This window comes from Aquabacterium sp. G14 (genome assembly GCF_037482285.1).
Classification (GTDB): domain Bacteria; phylum Pseudomonadota; class Gammaproteobacteria; order Burkholderiales; family Burkholderiaceae_C; genus Aquabacterium.
This window is the reverse complement of the sequence record NZ_JBBEYB010000021.1, coordinates 1-16,967: the sequence shown is the minus strand read 5'-3', so window position 1 is coordinate 16,967 and position 16,967 is coordinate 1. Positions and strand designations below refer to the sequence as shown.

The 16,967-nt window shown below is 62.4% G+C and carries 20 protein-coding genes and 1 pseudogene; 11 read left to right on the top strand and 10 right to left on the bottom strand.

Annotated features, from left to right (window positions below):
• Positions 1-27 precede the first annotated feature (27 nt).
• Together WIT60_RS15730 and WIT60_RS15725 are read left to right on the top strand one after the other, a co-directional pair.
• The gene (locus WIT60_RS15730) at positions 28-1,059 is read left to right on the top strand and encodes a serine/threonine protein kinase (RefSeq protein ID WP_339584813.1); all 1,032 of its coding nucleotides are present in this window, start codon (positions 28-30) and stop codon (positions 1,057-1,059) included.
• Positions 1,060-1,166: 107 nt separating this feature from the next.
• The gene (locus WIT60_RS15725) at positions 1,167-1,619 is read left to right on the top strand and encodes a flagellar basal body-associated FliL family protein (protein WP_339584812.1); all 453 of its coding nucleotides are present in this window, start codon (positions 1,167-1,169) and stop codon (positions 1,617-1,619) included.
• A gap of 1 nt (position 1,620) precedes the next feature.
• Here the strand turns inward: WIT60_RS15725 and WIT60_RS15720 are convergent, their stop codons facing one another.
• From WIT60_RS15720 to WIT60_RS15700, 6 genes and pseudogenes are all read right to left on the bottom strand, one after another.
• The gene (locus WIT60_RS15720; protein ID WP_339584811.1) at positions 1,621-2,259 is read right to left on the bottom strand and encodes a Clp protease ClpP; all 639 of its coding nucleotides are present in this window, start codon (positions 2,257-2,259) and stop codon (positions 1,621-1,623) included.
• Positions 2,260-2,289: 30 nt separating this feature from the next.
• Positions 2,290-2,949, bottom strand: coding sequence for a diguanylate cyclase domain-containing protein (locus WIT60_RS15715; protein WP_339584810.1), 660 nt, complete (start codon positions 2,947-2,949; stop codon positions 2,290-2,292).
• A gap of 34 nt (positions 2,950-2,983) precedes the next feature.
• A pseudogene (locus WIT60_RS16925) lies at positions 2,984-3,262 on the bottom strand (PAS domain S-box protein); the annotation flags it as partial.
• 617 nt (positions 3,263-3,879) lie between these two features.
• Positions 3,880-4,368 carry an SLC13 family permease gene (locus tag WIT60_RS15710; protein ID WP_339584809.1) on the bottom strand — a complete coding sequence of 163 codons (489 nt, stop codon included), beginning with the start codon at positions 4,366-4,368 and terminating at the stop codon, positions 3,880-3,882.
• Positions 4,350-5,231 (bottom strand): SLC13 family permease, encoded by an 882-nt coding sequence (locus WIT60_RS15705; protein ID WP_339584808.1) that lies wholly within the window; start codon positions 5,229-5,231, stop codon positions 4,350-4,352. The genes WIT60_RS15710 and WIT60_RS15705 overlap by 19 nt, the downstream gene beginning before the upstream one ends.
• Complete coding sequence (locus tag WIT60_RS15700; protein ID WP_339584807.1) at positions 5,231-7,018, bottom strand: methyl-accepting chemotaxis protein; 1,788 nt, start codon at positions 7,016-7,018, stop codon at positions 5,231-5,233. The genes WIT60_RS15705 and WIT60_RS15700 overlap by 1 nt, the downstream gene beginning before the upstream one ends.
• A gap of 484 nt (positions 7,019-7,502) precedes the next feature.
• Between WIT60_RS15700 and WIT60_RS15695 the strand changes: the two genes are divergently transcribed.
• The 4 genes from WIT60_RS15695 to WIT60_RS15680 all read left to right on the top strand — a co-directional run bounded on the left by WIT60_RS15695 (position 7,503) and on the right by WIT60_RS15680 (position 11,118).
• Positions 7,503-7,853 (top strand): YggL 50S ribosome-binding family protein, encoded by a 351-nt coding sequence (locus WIT60_RS15695; protein WP_339584806.1) that lies wholly within the window; start codon positions 7,503-7,505, stop codon positions 7,851-7,853.
• 344 nt (positions 7,854-8,197) lie between these two features.
• Positions 8,198-9,547, top strand: coding sequence for a tyrosine-type recombinase/integrase (locus WIT60_RS15690; protein WP_339584805.1), 1,350 nt, complete (start codon positions 8,198-8,200; stop codon positions 9,545-9,547).
• Positions 9,548-9,619: 72 nt separating this feature from the next.
• Positions 9,620-10,219 carry a type IV toxin-antitoxin system AbiEi family antitoxin domain-containing protein gene (locus WIT60_RS15685; RefSeq protein ID WP_158382787.1) on the top strand — a complete coding sequence of 200 codons (600 nt, stop codon included), beginning with the start codon at positions 9,620-9,622 and terminating at the stop codon, positions 10,217-10,219.
• On the top strand, positions 10,216-11,118 hold the full coding sequence (locus WIT60_RS15680; RefSeq protein WP_339584804.1) for a nucleotidyl transferase AbiEii/AbiGii toxin family protein: 903 nt from the start codon (positions 10,216-10,218) through the stop codon (positions 11,116-11,118). The genes WIT60_RS15685 and WIT60_RS15680 overlap by 4 nt, the downstream gene beginning before the upstream one ends.
• Positions 11,119-11,130: 12 nt before the next feature.
• On the opposite strand, the gene WIT60_RS15675 is transcribed toward WIT60_RS15680, so the two are convergent.
• On the bottom strand, positions 11,131-12,402 hold the full coding sequence (locus tag WIT60_RS15675) for a hypothetical protein (protein WP_339584803.1): 1,272 nt from the start codon (positions 12,400-12,402) through the stop codon (positions 11,131-11,133).
• 43 nt (positions 12,403-12,445) lie between these two features.
• Positions 12,446-13,327: a site-specific integrase gene (locus tag WIT60_RS15670; RefSeq protein ID WP_339584802.1), complete on the bottom strand. Its 882-nt coding sequence runs from the start codon at positions 13,325-13,327 to the stop codon at positions 12,446-12,448.
• A gap of 28 nt (positions 13,328-13,355) precedes the next feature.
• Here WIT60_RS15670 and WIT60_RS15665 point away from each other — a divergent pair, with 28 nt between their 5' ends.
• Positions 13,356-13,520, top strand: a complete 165-nt coding sequence (locus WIT60_RS15665; RefSeq protein ID WP_339584801.1) for a hypothetical protein — start codon at positions 13,356-13,358, stop codon at positions 13,518-13,520.
• Positions 13,521-13,565: 45 nt separating this feature from the next.
• Here WIT60_RS15665 and WIT60_RS15660 read toward each other — a convergent pair whose 3' ends face one another.
• Together WIT60_RS15660 and WIT60_RS15655 are read right to left on the bottom strand one after the other, a co-directional pair.
• Positions 13,566-13,928: a hypothetical protein gene (locus WIT60_RS15660; RefSeq protein ID WP_261794353.1), complete on the bottom strand. Its 363-nt coding sequence runs from the start codon at positions 13,926-13,928 to the stop codon at positions 13,566-13,568.
• A 219-nt stretch (positions 13,929-14,147) separates the two neighbouring features.
• The gene (locus WIT60_RS15655; protein ID WP_339584800.1) at positions 14,148-14,387 is read right to left on the bottom strand and encodes an AbrB/MazE/SpoVT family DNA-binding domain-containing protein; all 240 of its coding nucleotides are present in this window, start codon (positions 14,385-14,387) and stop codon (positions 14,148-14,150) included.
• A gap of 139 nt (positions 14,388-14,526) precedes the next feature.
• Between WIT60_RS15655 and WIT60_RS15650 the strand changes: the two genes are divergently transcribed.
• The 4 genes from WIT60_RS15650 to istA all read left to right on the top strand — a co-directional run.
• Positions 14,527-14,769, top strand: a complete 243-nt coding sequence (locus tag WIT60_RS15650) for a hypothetical protein (RefSeq protein ID WP_339584799.1) — start codon at positions 14,527-14,529, stop codon at positions 14,767-14,769.
• A gap of 104 nt (positions 14,770-14,873) precedes the next feature.
• Positions 14,874-15,083, top strand: coding sequence for a hypothetical protein (locus tag WIT60_RS15645; RefSeq protein ID WP_205368188.1), 210 nt, complete (start codon positions 14,874-14,876; stop codon positions 15,081-15,083).
• Entirely contained in the window at positions 15,070-15,540 is a 471-nt protein-coding gene (locus WIT60_RS15640) for a phospholipase D-like domain-containing protein (RefSeq protein WP_339584798.1), read from the top strand. Before WIT60_RS15645 ends, WIT60_RS15640 begins: the two co-directional genes overlap by 14 nt.
• Before the next feature lie 83 nt (positions 15,541-15,623).
• The coding region (gene istA, locus WIT60_RS15635) for an IS21-like element ISJsp3 family transposase (protein ID WP_339583446.1) at positions 15,624-16,967 on the top strand (1,344 nt) is incomplete at its 3' end.

The following is a 16,967-nucleotide window of genomic DNA, read 5'->3' as shown; positions in this document are numbered from 1 at the left end:
CCACGGCGACGTCGCCTAAGATGCGGCATGCACGCCGCCGACACCCCTTACGCCGACCTCACGCCCGATCTCGTCCTGGACACCCTGGAGGCCTTTGGCCAAGGCGTGGACGGGCGACTGCTGCAGCTGAACTCCTACGAAAACCGCGTCTTCCAGGTGGGTCTGGACGATGGCGGTTTCGTGGTCGCCAAGTTCTACCGTCCCGGACGCTGGAGCGACGCCCAGATCCTGGAAGAACACACCTTCACCCAGGCCCTGGCCGATGCCGAGGTGCCTGCCGTGCCGCCGCTCACGCTGGCGGCCACCGGCACACCAGGGGCGACGCTGCTGGGCAGCCCGCCCACCCTGGGCGCCTTTCGCGGGCACCGCGTGGCCGTCTCCCCCCGCCGCGGCGGGCGGGCGCCGGAGCTGGAAGACCCTGAGGTGCTGCGTTGGCTGGGACGATTCTTGGCCCGCCTGCACACCGTGGGCGCCGAACAACCCTTCACACACCGCCTGCGACTGGATGTCGACCAGACCGGCCGTGGTGCCCGCGACTGGCTGGCGAACCACGGCATCCTGCCTCCCGACCAGGCTCCTCGCTGGCTGAGTGCGGCCGACCAGGCTCTCGACCTCGCTCAAGCGGCCTTCGACCGCATCCCCGACCTGCGCTACCGCCGCGTGCACGGAGACTGCCACCCCGGCAATGTGCTGTGGACCCCCGACGGCCCCCACTTTGTCGACCTCGACGACGCGTGCATGGCTCCGGCCGTGCAGGATTTCTGGATGCTGCTGAGCGGCAACGAAGCCGACCGCCGCGGTCAGCTGGACGCCCTGCTTGATGGCTACGAGACCGTGGCCGAGTTCGACTGGCGCGAGCTGCGCCTGATCGAGCCGCTGCGCACCCTGCGCATCCTTCACCACAGCGCCTGGCTGGCACGGCGCTGGGCGGACCCGGCCTTCCCGGCGGCCTTCCCCTGGTTTGGCAGCGGCAATTACTGGCAGCAGCAAACCGACCTGCTGAACCAGCAAATCGAACTGCTGCAGGCCCCCACGGACCAGCCTGCCTGGCTGTCTTGACGACCGCGCCAACCCGCGTGACATAGTCCCGAGACCAGCCCACACCATCCGTCGCTCACAGGCGGCCGGGTGTAAGGTATCGGCTGGAGTGAACAGGAGATTTCTGGATGAGTGCGGCGACCGCCCAGTCCGACAGCAACCGCAGCGTGTGGACCTTGATCCTCGCAGGCGCTGCCTTGATTGCCTTGCTGGCCCTGGCGGCCTGGTCATGGCAGAAGTTCGTTCAGGCGCCCTCTGAACAGTCCCGCCCGGTGCCCATCTATCTGAGCATCAACAAGATCGAAACCAAGATGTCGGACGGCAGCGTGCTCGCCTTCAAATTCGGACTGCAGTTGCAGGACGCGAAAGATCAGAAGGCACTGGGGCCCTATGCCCCGGCGTTTCGCACCATGGTCGAGACCATGACGACCGAGCTCAGTTACGAAGATCTCTCCCGCCCGGACAGCATGACCGAGATGGGGGGCTACATCCAGTACACGCTCAACGACTACCTGACACAGCAAGGCCTGCCCCAACGCATCCAGGGCGTGCTGTTCGAAGACTGGCTCTTGCTGATGTGATTCAGCCCTTGGCGCTGACCGTGACCTTGGTTTTGCGTGCCACCGGTTTGCGCGTCTTGGAGGCTGCAGTTTTACGCGACAGGCGTCGGCTGATCTCGTCCGAGTCGATCCAGTAGTCAGCCCCCTTGAGGATGCGGTCCACCTCGTCATCCGACAGGAAAGGCGTGCAGATGCGCCGCATCACTTTCTCGAACCAGCGCCCCACTGCGGCAATTTCGGCCTGTTGCTCATTGCCCTTGCCCGCGAAGATGCCGGAATAGGTGTGGAACATGAGCTGACAGTTGTCGTGCACGAACAGCTCATCCCCGCTGAGGAAAATGAGGGCCGCCATCGAGTACGCACGGGCCTCCAGGATGGTGACCACCCGGGCGCTGGATGCCGCGATGTTGTTGATGATCTGCAGCCCCGTGTTGAAGTCCCCACCGGGGGAGTTCAGGTGCAGGTAAATCAGATCCGTTTCACTGGCGGTGCGCAGCGTGTAGAACAACTCGGTGTAGTACTGCGGCTCTTTGAGCTCACCGCAGATGTAGTACGACACCTGCCGCACCGGCACCTGACGCTCGTAGCGCAGCAGGCCCTGAAACGGCACGACGTCGGTGTCGGCCTCATCGTCATCATCGCGTCGGGTGGCAACTGGCAAGGTGCAATCCTCCATGGAACGGAATGGCCATTATGCGCAGGCCATGTCACCGGGTTGAGGCTCAGCCAGCACAATGGTCTGACGGCCTGCCTCCTTGGCGCGGTACATCGCGGAATCCGCGCGCTGCAACAAGCGGTCTTCGCTGCCCGCCTCGCTGTGGAAGAGCAGCAAGCCAATGCTCGCGCCGCATTCATGCATCACGTGCCGCACACTGCCATCTTCTTGCGGCAGATTCAGGTGATAGGGCTCGGACAGACTGCGCAGCACCTTGTCGGCCACATTGCGTGCCTGAGCCAGAGAGGTAGGCCGGTCTTCGTGCAGATCGGCCAGCATCACCACGAACTCGTCGCCACCAAAGCGCGCCACCGTGTCGGTTTCGCGCACGCAACGCATCAGACGCTGCGCCACCTCGATCAACACCAGATCGCCAGCCACATGGCCGTGCGCATCGTTCACAGGCTTGAAGTGATCCAGATCCAGGAACATCAATGCCCCATACCGGGGCAAACGCTTGTGACTGGCCAATGCCTGCTTGAGTCGATCGCGCATCAGCACGCGGTTGGGCAACTGCGTCAGGCTGTCGTGGTAAGCGAGAGAGCGAATCTGGCTCTCCATCTCGACGCGGTCCTGAATGTCGGTGAGAAAATTGAGGGTGGCCGGACGCCCCCCCCCACTCGAACTGCGTGCCACTGATCTCAAACCAGCGCAGGCCACGGTCATGGGTGAGCACGCGCAGCGGGTACTTCAAGCCTTGGGCCATGCCCTGCACCCGCAGGTTGTAGGACTCCAGCACCTTGGCACGGTCGTCTTCGTACACGAACTGCAGCAGGTTCTGGCCCAGCACATCCTCGGCGGTGTACCCCAGCAAAGACAACAGCATCGGATTGACAAACTGCACCCGCCCGCTTTGCGCCACCACAATGCCCTCGGACGCGTTTTCAACCAGCAGGCGGTAGTTGGTGCTGCTGCGCGCCAAGGCCTTGGCCAGCCGCTCCTCACTCATCAACACCACGCCCAGAACCAGCAGCGACATGCCGACCAAGGCAGCCACCACGGAAAGCGACTGCACCGCGCTGGCATCACGGAACGACAACGCGGGATGATCGGCGGTGAGTGCGCCATGCAAGCGCAGCACAAAGATCAGCAACACCAGGCCGACGCCGCTCAGTGCGATGAAACGACCACGCCCCGGCAGCGCCGGGTGGGGAAGCCATAGCTGCCACACCATGCACACACACAGGCCCCCGTACACCACGCTGCCCAGCGCCACACGCAAGGCCAGGTGATCCGGCGACGGAAAGAAAGCAAAAACCAGCGGCAGTGCCAGGACGGGTCCCCACCACCAGATGCGCCGAGCCTGTACGGCGCGAAGGTCAAGAAACACCTCCACCAACAGCACCATGCACCCTACCAAGGCGGCATTGCCCAGCACGACCGGCACGAAAGGGGGGGCTTTGCCTGTCTGCGCAAAACAGACGTAGGCCACCCCATGCAAGGCCATCGCCAGGGCGCACCACAGCAGATCCTTTTTGCGAGGCACGGCCACCCAGGCCAGCGCCACCGCCCAGGCAAAACTGAGAACGACCACCACCAGCAACAGCGTCGGCGCATGCATACCGGTCATGGTAACGCGCTCCAGGCCCACAAGGAGACGACCGCCACGCACACCACATCCAGTGCGCCCCCCGCCAGCAGCATGTGCCGCTGCGGGATGCGCCCGGTGCCAAACACCAGCGCATTGGGTGGCGTGGCCACCGGCAAGGCAAAGCCACAAGATGCCGCCAACGCAACGGTGATCACCAGCACATCCTGTGGCAGACCCATGCGCGATGCGATGGCCGCAAACACGGGAATCAACAAGGCCGCTGCCGCGGTGTTGCTGGCGAACTCGCTCAAGAGCACCATGAAGGCGCACACGGCCAACAGCATCCACACCGGATTGCTGCCCTCCAATCCCTGTGCCACCTGTGTCCCCAAGACCTGCGAAGCGCCAGACGCGCCCAGCAGATCCCCCAGGGCCAAACCGCCTCCGAACAGGATCAACACCCCCCAGTCGGTTTGCTCGGACAACTGCGCCCACGAGGTCAGCCTCAGCCAGACCACGGCCACCAAGGCAGCCAGCGCAAAAACGTTTCAGGACTCTGAATGCCCCAAGCTTGCAGGCGAGGCCCGCCAAGCGTCCACCCCAAGGCCGTGGCACCGAAGACCAGCACCGTGAGCACGCGATCACGGGTCCAGGGCACCACTTCCGCCTCGATGGGGATGCGCTGGTTCAGTCGAGGGCGCAACACCAACCACAAGGTCAGCACCATCAGGGGCATCAACACCGCCACCAACGGCAACCCAATGCGCAACCACCCTGCAAAATCCACCCCCGCAGCCCGCGCGGCGAGCGCATTGGGCGGAGAACCCACCAAGGTGCCCAAACCACCCAGGCTGGCTGCATAGGCCACCCCGAGCAAGACAAAGGTATGGGTCAGGCGGTCACGCTCAGGGTCCACGGCCTGCAACACACCCAGGGTGAGCGGCAGCATCATGGCCGCTGTGGCTGTGTTGCTGATGCCCATGGACAGAAGTGCCGTGGCCGCGAACAGCAAGCCCACCGCAGCGCCGAGGTGCCCGCGCGACAAGGCCAACAGGGCGACAGCCATCTTGCGATCGAGTTGCTGCACCCGCAAAGCCGCCGCCAGTGCAAAGCCCCCCAGAAAGAGAAACACGATGGGATCGGCAAAGGGTGCCAGCGCCTTCTGCGTGGTCAAGCCCTCGAAGCCCAACAGCAAGGCCCCCAGAGGCACCAACAAGGCCACCACCGCCAGAGGCAGGGCTTCGGTCAACCACAGCACACCGATGAAAACAGTGAGGCCGAGGCTCTTGCGAACCTCGGCCTCAAAGGGCAGCCCCGCATACAGCAAGGCCGACATGGCCAGCGCCCCCAGCATGATGACCGCTGAGCGCACGCTGGCAACTGGCATCAGAAGGTTTCCCAGTCCTGATCGTCGACCACAGCGGCCTTGGCGGAACGTGCTGGCGCAGGGGCCGGAGCGGAGACTGGCGCTTTGGGCGCAGCCTTTGCCGGCGCCGGGGCCTGTGCCACAGGCTCAACCTTGGGGGCGGCCGCGGGCGCGCTCACTTTGGGTGTCGTGCGTGGTGCAGGCGCGTTGTGCATCGGCGCTCTGACTGGCTTGGGCATCGCCAAGGCCGACGTCACCACACCACCGTTGACCTTGAACAAGGACACCACCTCACCCAGCTTGCGCGCCTGTTCGCTCAAGGCACTCGCCGCTGCGGCAGATTCCTCCACCAGGGCTGCGTTCTGCTGCGTCATCTGGTCCAGATTGCCCACGGCCTGGTTCACCTGGCTGATGCCCTGCTGCTGTTCGCTGGCGGCAGCCGAGATCTCGGCGATCAAGTCACCCACACGTTGCACACCCATCACGATGTCCTGCATGGCAGACCCTGCCTCGGTGACCTGCTGAGAACCCGACTCGACGCTTTCCACAGAACGCTGGATCAAGGTCTTGATTTCCTTGGCCGCCTCGGCGCTGCGGTGCGCCAGGCTGCGCACCTCGCTTGCCACCACGGCAAAGCCACGTCCTTGCTCACCCGCACGAGCCGCCTCCACCGCCGCGTTCAGGGCGAGGATGTTGGTCTGGAAGGCGATGCCGTCGATGACGCCGATGATGTCAGCAATGCGACGCGAGCTGTCAGAGATGTGCTGCATGCTGTTGACCACATTGCCCATGACCTCCCCACCGCGCGTGGCGGCCTGGGTGGCATTGAGCGCCAGCTGGTTGGCCTGTCGTGCGGTTTCGGCCGACTGGGTCACGTTGCTGGTCAACTGTTCCATGCTGGCCGCAGTTTCTTGCAGGTTGGCGGCGGTCTGCTCGGTGCGAGACGAAAGATCCTGGTTGCCGTTGGCAATCTCGGTGGAGGCGGTCGACACCGAATCGACCCCCGCACGCACCTCGGAGACCAGACCGCGCAAGCGTTCACTCATCTGCGCAAACGCCTTCAGCAGGTCACCAAACTCGTCATGACGGGACGTGTGCAGATTCTGTGTCAGATCACCCTCGCTGATAGACTTGGCGACCGCGATCACCTGTTGCAGCGGGTGCACGATGGAGCGAATCAGGATCAGGGTCAAGCCCACCGCCACGGCCAACAAGAAGGCTGCAGCAATCAGGCCGACGATGGCGGCCAACTTGCGCGATTCGTGCATGTGCACGACGGCTTCGTCTCGCGCTTTCTGCTCCAGCTTGATGAAGGCTTCCAGAGAGGCGATCAGCTTATTGGCCGCCGGCGTGAACTCTTGCTCGGTGAAACGCTGCATGGCTTCGGTGTCGCCCGCGGCTTTCATCTCGGGCACGCGCTTGAGCAAGGCAAGCACCTCAGTGCGCATCTTGCCGACCTGTTCATACGCCTGCTTCTCTTCGTCGGTGATCAGGTACTTCTGCACTTCTTCCTGCACCTTGGTGATCGCCGCCGAGTTGGCCGCAGACCGCTCGGAGAGCATCTTGCTGGCAGCCGGATCCTGCACGTTGACCGCGGCCGTGGTGCGCTCAATGACCACCTGGGTCAAGCCCAACCACTGCCCGGCACGGGTGATGGCCTCTTCTTTTTGCAGCACTTCCTCCAGCGCCGACACCATGGCCACGCTCGCTCGGTTCTGCGTGAAAGCGGCGGCTGCCAGCATCACAATCAGCAAGCCCATGACCGTGCCCCACAATTTGGGGCCCACGCGAATATCGTCCAGCTTCATATCGTCATCCCGTTGTGCGTTCAACTAAGCTGGTTCAATTTACCTGATCGGCCAAGGAGCGCGACACATTGACGCGGAAATAGTCAAAGGTCGTGCAAGACACCGCACCTTGGGAAGATCGGACGTCGCAAAAACGCACATCCGCCCGCCACAACATGACGCGATACCGAAGGATTTACTCTTTTGCGTAAGGCGCCAACACCCGGCAGGTCACCGCAAAAGGCACGTGATAAGTGTCAAACCATTGCGCGGCGGTTCGCCAGGACATGTCACCGCGCTCCAACAAGCGCAAGGCCCGGTCAATCATGCGTCGCATCTCGTGTCGATAACGCTGCTCCACCATGGTCCACCCCATTTGGTTTGATTTTCAGATCAATATAGCGATATTTTCATGAAGCGCAATACATGACGCGGCCCATCCCCGCACGCCAGACGGGGCATGGGGGATACTCAGTCGTTTACGACATCCCCTCACTGGAATCCCATGACCAAACACCGCAGCCGACGCCAACGCAAGAAGCTTCATATCGGCGAATTTCAAGAATTTGGATTTGCCATCAAAACACAACTGAAAGCCGATGCCCGCGAAGAGGTTTTTGTCGATGCTCTGCTGGAGGAGGTAATCGAACCCCATGGGCTGGAGTTTGGCGGCTGGGCCAACGGCGGTTTCATCACCAAGGCGGTGCGTGGCAGTGTGTCCGCAGCCGACCGCGAAGCGGTGATCACCTGGCTGCGTACACGACCTGACGTTCAGGCGGCACGCGTCAGCGAACTGGTGGATGCCTGGTACACGGACTTCGTGGCTGATGAGGCGTTGACATCTGTGATGGCGTGACCGACGGTGGGTGCAGATGCGCGCCGGCTACACGCTGGCGCAAACTCGCCATCAAAAAAAAGCACCGTGCGCCAGAGCGCATGGTGCTGATCGGTGTTGGTAGGCCGTGTTGGACTTGAACCAACGACCAAAGGATTATGAGCATGGTTACGGCTAATGTTGTTTTTCGCCACTCGTCGCCATCTGCGGACAACGGACGTTAACAACCTCAACAGCCCTGCGGGTCAAACGGCAAGTCTCGGTAAACCGTTACCGGCCTCGATCAACGCTCGGCGTAGCAAGCGTGCGATCTATCTCTGCAAAAGGCACGGGGCTCGTAGCCACCGCGTAGCAAGATTTCCCGCATGCACAAAGACCAACCGACCCCCAGCAACCGCCTAAATTTCACCAAGCGCGCCCTCGACCGGCTGACGCTGCCGTCCGAAGGTGTGGCCTACTTCTACGACACGGACACCAAAGGACTCGCGATCAGCGTCGGCAAGACCGGCCGGAAGAGTTTCTTGCTCTACCGACGCATCCAAGGCAGGCCAGAGCGCATCAAGATCGGGCGCTACCCGGATGTGAGCATCGAGCAAGCTCGCAAGACGGTCGCGGCGCTGAATGCAGACATCGCGCAGGACCTCAACCCTGCCGAGTCGATGCGCGAACGACGCAGCGAGATAACGCTGGCCGACTTCTTCAAGGTCTACTACGAGCGGCACTCGTCCGTCCGCAAGGTGTCCCACAAGGAGGACATCGAAAAATTCGAGCGCCACATCGACACGAACAGGTACGGCGTCAACCTTGCAAAGCTGCGGCTGTCAGACATCACGCGCGCTCAGCTGATCTCCCATCACGCAAAGATGGGCCATATCCCGACGACGGCCAACCGCGTGATTGCACTCATCAGCTCGATGTACAGCCGTGCCATCCAGTGGGGCTACTTCGACGGCAACCATCCTTGCCGGGGAATGGACAAGTACAGGGAGAAGTCCCGCTCAAGATTCGTACTCCCCGATGAGATGCCCCGCCTCATGCTGGCCATGGAGCATGAAACGAACGAGCTGGTGCGTGACTTCGTGAAACTCGCCCTGTACACGGGAGCACGCCGCAGCAACGTCATGTCGATGCAATGGCCGGATGTTCACCTTGAACGCAAGGAATGGAACATCGAGAGAACAAAGAATGGCGAGCCACAGACCGTGCTGCTGACCCCCGAGGCCATCGAGGTTCTGGAACGAAGAAAGAAGGCTGCCCAAAGCAGCGATTCTCTTTTCGTGTTCCCTGGTTCCGGCGAATGCGGTCATTTGGTGGAGCCACGAGGGGCTTGGGAGCGCATGCTGGCGCGCGGCACGGCGTTGGGTTTGGTGGAGGCGTTGGCAGAGAAGGCAACGGCCAAGACCTTCGACTACCAACTGGCCCTGGAAGAGGCCATCGACTTCCCGTTCCAGACCATCGAACGCTACACGCCATTGGCGGAGAAGCACGGACTGCACTTGCAGCACTACGAGATGCGTGACCTAAAAATCCACGACCTGCGCCGCACGCTAGGCTCTTGGCTGGCCAGCAACGGCACCAGCCTGCCCATCATCGGCAGGGTTCTGAACCACAAGACCCCGGAAGCCACCAAGGTCTACGCTCGATTGATCGTCGCCCCGGTTCGCAACGCCATGGAAGAAGCCACGGCGGCCATGCGCAAGATCGGCGAGCAGTAGAACCACGGCGCGGGACTGATTGAATTTCGCATCACTTGAATAAAAGTAATGCGGATATTAAACTACCCCCTCATGAACCAGTCTGACCACATCCTCGAACTGGCCCGGCACCGGCGCGTGCTGCGGGCAGCGGATGTGCGCGAGCATGGCTGGTCACCGCAGCTGCTGATCCGGCTACACCAGGCCGGAAAGCTGCAACGGCTGGGCCGTGGCCTGTATGGACTGCCCGATGCTGAAGTCACCGAGCACCAGACGCTGATCGAGGTCTGCCAGCGCGTGCCCAAGGCAGTGCTGTGCCTGCTGAGTGCGCTGCAATTTCATGAGATCGGCACGCAACTGCCGCATGAAGTGTGGATTGCGCTGCCCGAAGCGACACAGACCCCGGCGCTGAGCTACCCCACGCTGCGCATCACGCGCCTGCGCGGCACCGCCTACAGCGACGGTATCCAGACCGTGACCGAACACGGTGCCCCCATCCGCGTGTACAGCGCCGCCAAGACTGTGGCCGACTGCTTCAAGTTCCGCAACAAGATTGGCCTGGACGTGGCGCTGGAGGCGCTGAAAGATGCATGGCGCAGCCGCAAGGTCACCATGGCCGAACTGAGCCACTTCGCCAAGATCAACCGGGTCGACCGTGTCATGCAGCCCTATCTGGAGGCGGTGACGCAATGACCGGCAACCTATCCGCGTCGATCCTGGCCCGACTGCTGACCCTCGCCAAACAGCGCGGCGACGACTACAACCTGCTGCTGAACCGCTACGGCATGGAGCGCCTGCTGGCCCGCGTCAGCACGTCCCCGCATGCTGACCGCTTTCTGCTCAAGGGCGCCCTGCTCTTTGCGCTGTGGTACGACACCCCGCACCGCCCGACGCGGGACGCTGACTTGCTGGGCTTTGGCCCTGACGACGAGGCGAACCTGATCGCCACTTTCCGCGACATCGCCGCCATGGACCTGGGCGACGGCATCGTGTTTGACCCCGAATCCGTGAAGGCCGACGCCATTCGCGAGGACAACACCTACGGCGGCACCCGCATCACGCTGGTGGCACGCATCGGTTCCGCACGCTGCGCCCTGCAGATCGACGTGGGCTTCGGCGATGCCGTCACGCCGGGGCCACAGACGGTGGCTTACCCGACTCTGCTGGGTGACTTCCCAGCCCCCACGCTGCGGGTCTATCCGGTCTACACCGTGATCGCAGAGAAATACCAGGCCATGGTGATGCTGGGGCAAGCGAACAGCCGCATGAAGGACTTCTTCGACCTGGCGGTGATCGCACGGCGCACGGAACTGGACGGTGCCACACTGGCAGCAGCCATTGCCGCCACCTTTGCCCGACGCCAGACCGCCCTGCCCACCGAGCGGCCCTTGGCACTGACCCAGCAGTTCAGCGAAGACGCCGCAAAGCTGCGTCAGTGGCAGGCCTTCCTGAACAAGAACCGCATCGAAGCCGCGAGCCTGGGCGAGACCGTCGCACTGCTGGACGACCTGCTGTGGCCACCGACGCAGGTCGCCACCGCCAGCAGTCAGGCAACGGCCACTTGGCGCCCTGAAGCCCTGCGCTGGGTCTAAGCGCCAAGCCGTTCATGCCCTCTCGGCAAACAGCCCGGCGAAATCGTCATGCCAAAAGGGACTTTCGCGTTTCGGGAAAACATAGGCGGAGCCCCCACTGTCAGTCACGCCACCAGCAGCGGGGCGTAGTCCTCCTTTGCTGATAAACCCAACCCCAATGACATGGTCCCGGCCGTGGCTGGCCAGAAATTCACTGACCCGAACGCGAAGGGCCGTTGGTGGCTGATCGCCAGCTCCATCCTGCTGAGCAAGGTCCAACAACGATTCCGCCTCCAGCCCGTCGAGGCCCACCAGGAACATCCCGGCTCTTTGTCCAGACAGCTGCCTGTTGGCCGACCGGGACAGGGTGTCAAACGTGTAGGTCAGCAGAGAGTCGTCTTGCGCGCTCTGAAGCACTAGGACGATGGCGCCTCCACTCTTTCGACCAACGATCAGAGCCTGCCTGTTTGTCGTCCCGGTAATCGTATCGACTTGGTCTCTTGAGATCACGGGCCGCCCGTCGTCTCCAACATCTCCAAGCAGAAGGGGATCGAATTCGTGAATTCGCAGATTCGCCCCATCCAACTGGCAGTTGCTGACGCCAGACAGCACATGACGAACCAATGATTCCGCCAACTTCCGACGTTCCAAGAAGTTCCCTGGCATGCGCCCATCAAGGGTCAGTACAGCCGCGACACCTACTTTCAGCCCTTTCCCAAGAGCATCCAGCTTGGGCGCCACAAGTGCGCAGAAATCCAAGGCGTCACGCTTTGGAATTTTGCGCCCTTTGTCATCGGAGATAGATTTGCACTCGATTTCAAGCCCTTGTGGTCCGAGAGCCGGGATCAAGAGATCCATCGTGCCTCCCCCGGTCACTTCGGGCCATTGAACTACGAGACCACGTCGAAGGAAGTGAGTCGCGGCCGTCAGCTCCAGGCGCATGCCGCGCAAGTCATCAGGGTTCTTCAGCGCACCGTGAACACGGCGCACCAGCTGGGCTCGCTGGGGGCCGGCGGAGGATTCAGCAATCGACAGTATCTGAGCGGCAAAGGCCATGCACGGATACAGCGGGCTGATGTCCATCTGGTGCACGGGCAACCGGCCATACTTCTTCGTGAGTTCGGACGCCGCCTGCAAGCCAAAAGCAAACTCATTCTCTTGGATCAGGTGCTCCCTCAGCAGCTTGTTGCCTCGGATATCGGCCTTGAGAAGGTCAACTCGCTTCTTCCAGTGCTGCGCACCGACCAAGTCACTGAACCGCTCAAAAACTGACGGGATGTCCCCGGTATATAGCTCGACCTGCAAAATCCCCTCCCTTCTTCGCAGGCCTACATTCTGCTGGTACCAGTCAAAGCAGCGACGGAATCTTCCTCTTCTCGACCGGCCGGATGTAGCGGGCCAGCACGGCATCGCTGCGGTGCCCGGTCTGCTCTCGGATGAGCCATGTGGGCAGCGATGCCATCGCCGCAGTGGTCACGTAGCCTGCGCGAAGGCTGTGGCCCGAAAACTCCTCCGGCTCACGCCCCATGGCTTTGGCTGCGCGCTTCACGATCAAGGCCACCGACTGCGCCGTCAGCGGATCATCTGACACCACGCCGCCCTTGGTCACCGAGCGGAACAGCCAGCCGGTCTCGATGCCCGCCACCGCCAGCCACGCCCTGAGGCTCTGAATGGGGCACCGCTCGCCGCTGGCCTGCGGCAAGAACACCGAACGCCCCTTGCCAAACTGATCGGTCTTGGAGAACCGCAGCAGTACCTCGGCATGGGTCTCATGGAAAGTCACGTCCTCCACTCGCAAGGCCACCAACTCAGCGCGGCGGAACGCACCGGCGAAACCGACCAGCAGCAAAGCCCTGTCTCGCGCTGCCTTGGTGGGGTGTGACTTCTGCTGATCGAGCACGGCCAGCATCTCCAGCAGCACATCGCGGGTGATCGGCTTCACCGCACGCTGGCGGGTGCCATGCTGGCGGCGGATGCCTTTCATGGTGGCCACGACCACATCGGCCCGCGTCGGTGACTTCAGCCCTTGGTCGCGGTGGGCCTGCGCGATGGACACGCAACGCCGCTCCAGCGTCGCCACTTTCATGATCGGGGCCAACTTCGCCAAGTACTCCGCCACCATGGCCGGTGTCGCCGGTATGGCCCCGCCGTGCTGGATGAAATGGCGCACGTCGCTGGCGTAGGCCCGCTTGGTGGCTTTCGAGCTGGCAGAGGCAACATAGCCAGCCACGGAGCCAGCTGGCGGCTTCTCTGCCGTTTTGGCTGAGTTGCTGGCGGTAGATTCTTCGCTCGATGCTGGCGATTTGGTGCAAGCCGATGCGTGTGGTTTTTTGGTGGTCATTTTGGTAGTGATAAGTGCGTGCTATCGCTACGAACGCAGCGACAAAAAAGCCGTGCGGCGCGAACGCGGCACGGCGGAATGAACTGGCCGCAACTTTGCGCTGCGGCCTGCGGACGGTGATTTGGGGTTAGTAGCAGCTTGGCAGCAGCACCGTGGTGACCGACCGGTCCCACTCGGTGATGACCCACACGACCGCCGGGTCACCTTCCTTGCCGATGTCGAACGAAGAGAAGATGCGCGACTCGCCGGACAAAACAGCCTGCCAGTTGGCATCGCGATCCTCCGCGCACATGGCGTCCCACTCGCATCGCTGGTGACGGCGCAGCAGGTCGAGGACGTTTGCGCCGCGCTTCTCGATCAACCGCAGCGCGGGCGGCGTGGCGACGACATCGCCCAACTCAAAGAGCACGGGCGGATGGATGGCGATGGGCAGTGGATCGTTGGGCGATGCAGGGCCTGCCTTCGGCGGCATGGCGGATTCTTGAGACATGGGGGTTCCTTCAGATGGGGTTGCGCCAACCTGCCCGCCAGAAACGACAAAGGGCTGAGACAAAACGTCTCAGCCCTTGGCGGTGACCGACAGCGGTCGGCAGATTTGCTTGTGCGGCGCGGCTGACCAGTTGAAGCCAGCCAATGCCGCGTCGTCACAGTAGCGCGGGGCGAAACCGGCCGCAATCTCGGGGTGACTTCGCTTCAGACGAACCAGAAATCACCACACGTCCCAGCTGCCGTCATCGGACGACTTGGCCTCAGAGGTGGGCGCGCTGCCATTCGGGACGGCGTAGCCCGGTGGGACCGCGCCCGGACGAGCCGCCCTCACCAGAATGTCGCCCGAATCGAGCAGACGGATGTAGAGCTGGTCGCCGCATTGCAGACCGGCCCGCTCGGCAATATGGCTCGGCACTCGAACACCGAGCGAGTTACCCCATTTCGACAGCTTGCTTGGCATGGTGTTGCACTCACTTCATTGATACACATTGGCTATCGCAAATTGGCAGCAGGTGCCCTTGCCAACCATGCTTCTGTCTCTGTAGTGCTGCCTTGTAAAGGCTCCGGGCGGAATTCCCCGCATCTACCAGGAGCTATCTATGAGCACCGCTCAATACATCGAACGCCGTTTCCGGGCCAACAAGGTCTACATCACCGAAAAGCAGCGGATGGGCCACTACACCCGTTTTGACCTCTGGTGCGGCCTGATCGTCAACGTCTACGACACCGGCCGCGTCGTGGTCCAAGGCCGCATCCGCGCTTTCGACTATTACGACCCCTTGCCTCCGATCCGCAAGATCCTGCCTTTCGACACCGCCTGGCAGTTCACCCGAGCCAAGTAAATGCACCACTGATGGATCACCGTGGCGGTCCACCGACCGCCACGGCATCCAATGCCCGCAAAACGCAGTACATTTGCAGGACAAAACCATTTGGGTGCACGACCATGAAGCGACTGAAGGATGAGACCTTGTCTATCCGCACTTCAGCAGACATCAAGCAGTTGCTGAAGCTGGCGGCGGCACGGGAACACCGATCCGTCGCGTCCATGGTCGAGGTGCTGGTTCTGGCCTACGCGCAAGAGCACGGCTTGGAAGCCGCGCCCGATGCGCCGGTCAACGCTGGGGAGCGGAAGAAGAAACATGGAACTGATTGACAACATCACCCGGTTGCTGGGTGACGACCTCAAGGCGACGCTAAAGCCCAAGTCACGGCTGAAGATCGCCGCTTCGTGCTTCTCGATGTACGCCTTCGAGGCCTTGAAGGCCGAGTTGGAGAAGATCGACGAACTCAGCTTCATCTTCACCTCTCCCACCTTCACGGCCAGCGAGGTCACCGACAAGATTCGCAAAGAGCGCAAGGAATTCCACATCCCCAAGCTCGACCGCGAGCGCAGCCTGTACGGCAGCGAGTTCGAGATTCAGCTGCGCAACAAGCTGACCCAGCGTGCCATCGCCAAGGAATGCGCCGACTGGATGCGCCGCAAGGCGCGGTTCAAGAGCAACCGCACCAAGGCGCCCATGCAGCCTTTTGCCGTGGTCCAGGCCAATGGCGCAGACACTGCCTACATGCCGCTCCATGTTGGCGCCTACCGAAAACTGAGCCACTTATGAGGGGTGTGCCGATCTAAAACTGAGCCAGGTGTTCAACCTACTCTGCTGCTTTTTGATGCAGCGGGGTTCGAGGAGTGATCACCATGGACATGATCGGCAGAATCCGGCGGCTGCACAGCCGAGGCAAGAAGTCAGAGCGGGAGATCTCGCGGATGACGGGGCTATCGCGCAACACGATAGCCAAGTGGCTCAAGGCGCCATTGGATGGCGAGCCCAAGTACCGGCGAATCGAGCAGCCGGGCAAGTTGACGGCCTTCCACGAGGTTCTCAGGCAGGCGCTCAAGGCCGATGCCTATCGGGCCAAGCACGAGCGCCGCACGGCACGGGCGCTGTACAGCGAACTCAAGTCGGCAGGTTACGAAGGCGGCTACAGCCGCGTGACGGACTTCATCCGCCAGTGGCGCCAAGGCGAGGGGCAAGCGGTAGCGACGCGAGCCTTCGTGCCCTTGTCGTTCGAGCTGGGCGAGGCATTCCAGTTCGACTGGAGCGAAGAAGGCCTGGTGGTGGGCGGCATTTACTACCGGCTGCAGGTCTCGCACATGAAGCTGTGTGCCAGCCGTGCGTTCTGGCTGGTGGCGTATCCCAGTCAGGGACACGAGATGCTGTTCGATGCGCACACGCGCAGCTTTGCGGCGCTGGGTGGGGTGGCCAGGCGCGGCATCTACGACAACATGAAGACGGCGGTGGACCAGGTCAAGAAGGGCAAGGGCCGAGTGGTCAACGCACGCTTTGCGGTGATGTGCGCGCACTACCTGTTCGACGCCGACTTCTGCAACGTGGCCAGTGGCTGGGAGAAGGGGGTCGTCGAGAAGAACGTGCAAGATAGCAGGCGGCGAATCTGGATTGATGCGGCCAAGCAGCGCTTTGGCTCCTTTGCAGAACTCAACGCCTGGCTGGGCGAGCGCTGTCGCAGCCTGTGGGCGGAGGTTCGCCACCCAGAGCATTCGCAGTTCAGTGTGGCCGAGATGCTGGAGCATGAACGTGCCCATTTGATGTCAATGCCGCAGCCCTTTGACGGCTATGTGGAGCGCCCGGCGAGGGTGACCAGCACCTGCTTGGTCTCGGTCGCACGCAACCGTTACTCGGTGCCTTGCGAGCTGGCCGGGCAGATGGTCAGCACCCGGCTGTACCCGACGCGGGTGGTCGTGGTGGCCAACGATGAGGTGGTGGCGCAGCATGAGCGATTCAGTGACCGTGGACAGACCCGCTATGACTGGCAGCACTACATCCCGCTGGTGCAAAGAAAGCCCGGTGCGCTGCGCAATGGCGCACCGTTTGCCGACCTCCCCCCGGCCTTGCAGCAGTTGCGCAGAGGGCTGCTACGCCAGGCCGGTGGCGACCGTGTCATGGCGCAGGTACTGGCCATTGTGAGCACAGCTGGCCTGGATGCGGTGCTGGTGGCAGTTGAATTGGCGCTGGAGAGCGCG

Excerpts from the sequence above, each read along its gene's own strand:
- WIT60_RS15730 (WP_339584813.1), top strand. The coding sequence starts at position 28 with ATGCACGCCGCCGACACCCCTTACGCCGACCTCACGCCCGATCTCGTC.
- WIT60_RS15725 (WP_339584812.1), top strand. The coding sequence starts at position 1,167 with ATGAGTGCGGCGACCGCCCAGTCCGACAGCAACCGCAGCGTGTGGACC.
- WIT60_RS15705 (WP_339584808.1), bottom strand. The coding sequence starts at position 5,231 with ATGCCAGTTGCCAGCGTGCGCTCAGCGGTCATCATGCTGGGGGCGCTG.
- WIT60_RS15700 (WP_339584807.1), bottom strand. The coding sequence starts at position 7,018 with ATGAAGCTGGACGATATTCGCGTGGGCCCCAAATTGTGGGGCACGGTC.
- WIT60_RS15695 (WP_339584806.1), top strand. The coding sequence starts at position 7,503 with ATGACCAAACACCGCAGCCGACGCCAACGCAAGAAGCTTCATATCGGC.
- WIT60_RS15690 (WP_339584805.1), top strand. The coding sequence starts at position 8,198 with ATGCACAAAGACCAACCGACCCCCAGCAACCGCCTAAATTTCACCAAG.
- WIT60_RS15685 (WP_158382787.1), top strand. The coding sequence starts at position 9,620 with ATGAACCAGTCTGACCACATCCTCGAACTGGCCCGGCACCGGCGCGTG.
- WIT60_RS15680 (WP_339584804.1), top strand. The coding sequence starts at position 10,216 with ATGACCGGCAACCTATCCGCGTCGATCCTGGCCCGACTGCTGACCCTC.
- WIT60_RS15660 (WP_261794353.1), bottom strand. The coding sequence starts at position 13,928 with ATGTCTCAAGAATCCGCCATGCCGCCGAAGGCAGGCCCTGCATCGCCC.
- WIT60_RS15655 (WP_339584800.1), bottom strand. The coding sequence starts at position 14,387 with ATGCCAAGCAAGCTGTCGAAATGGGGTAACTCGCTCGGTGTTCGAGTG.
- WIT60_RS15650 (WP_339584799.1), top strand. The coding sequence starts at position 14,527 with ATGAGCACCGCTCAATACATCGAACGCCGTTTCCGGGCCAACAAGGTC.
- WIT60_RS15645 (WP_205368188.1), top strand. The coding sequence starts at position 14,874 with ATGAAGCGACTGAAGGATGAGACCTTGTCTATCCGCACTTCAGCAGAC.
- WIT60_RS15640 (WP_339584798.1), top strand. The coding sequence starts at position 15,070 with ATGGAACTGATTGACAACATCACCCGGTTGCTGGGTGACGACCTCAAG.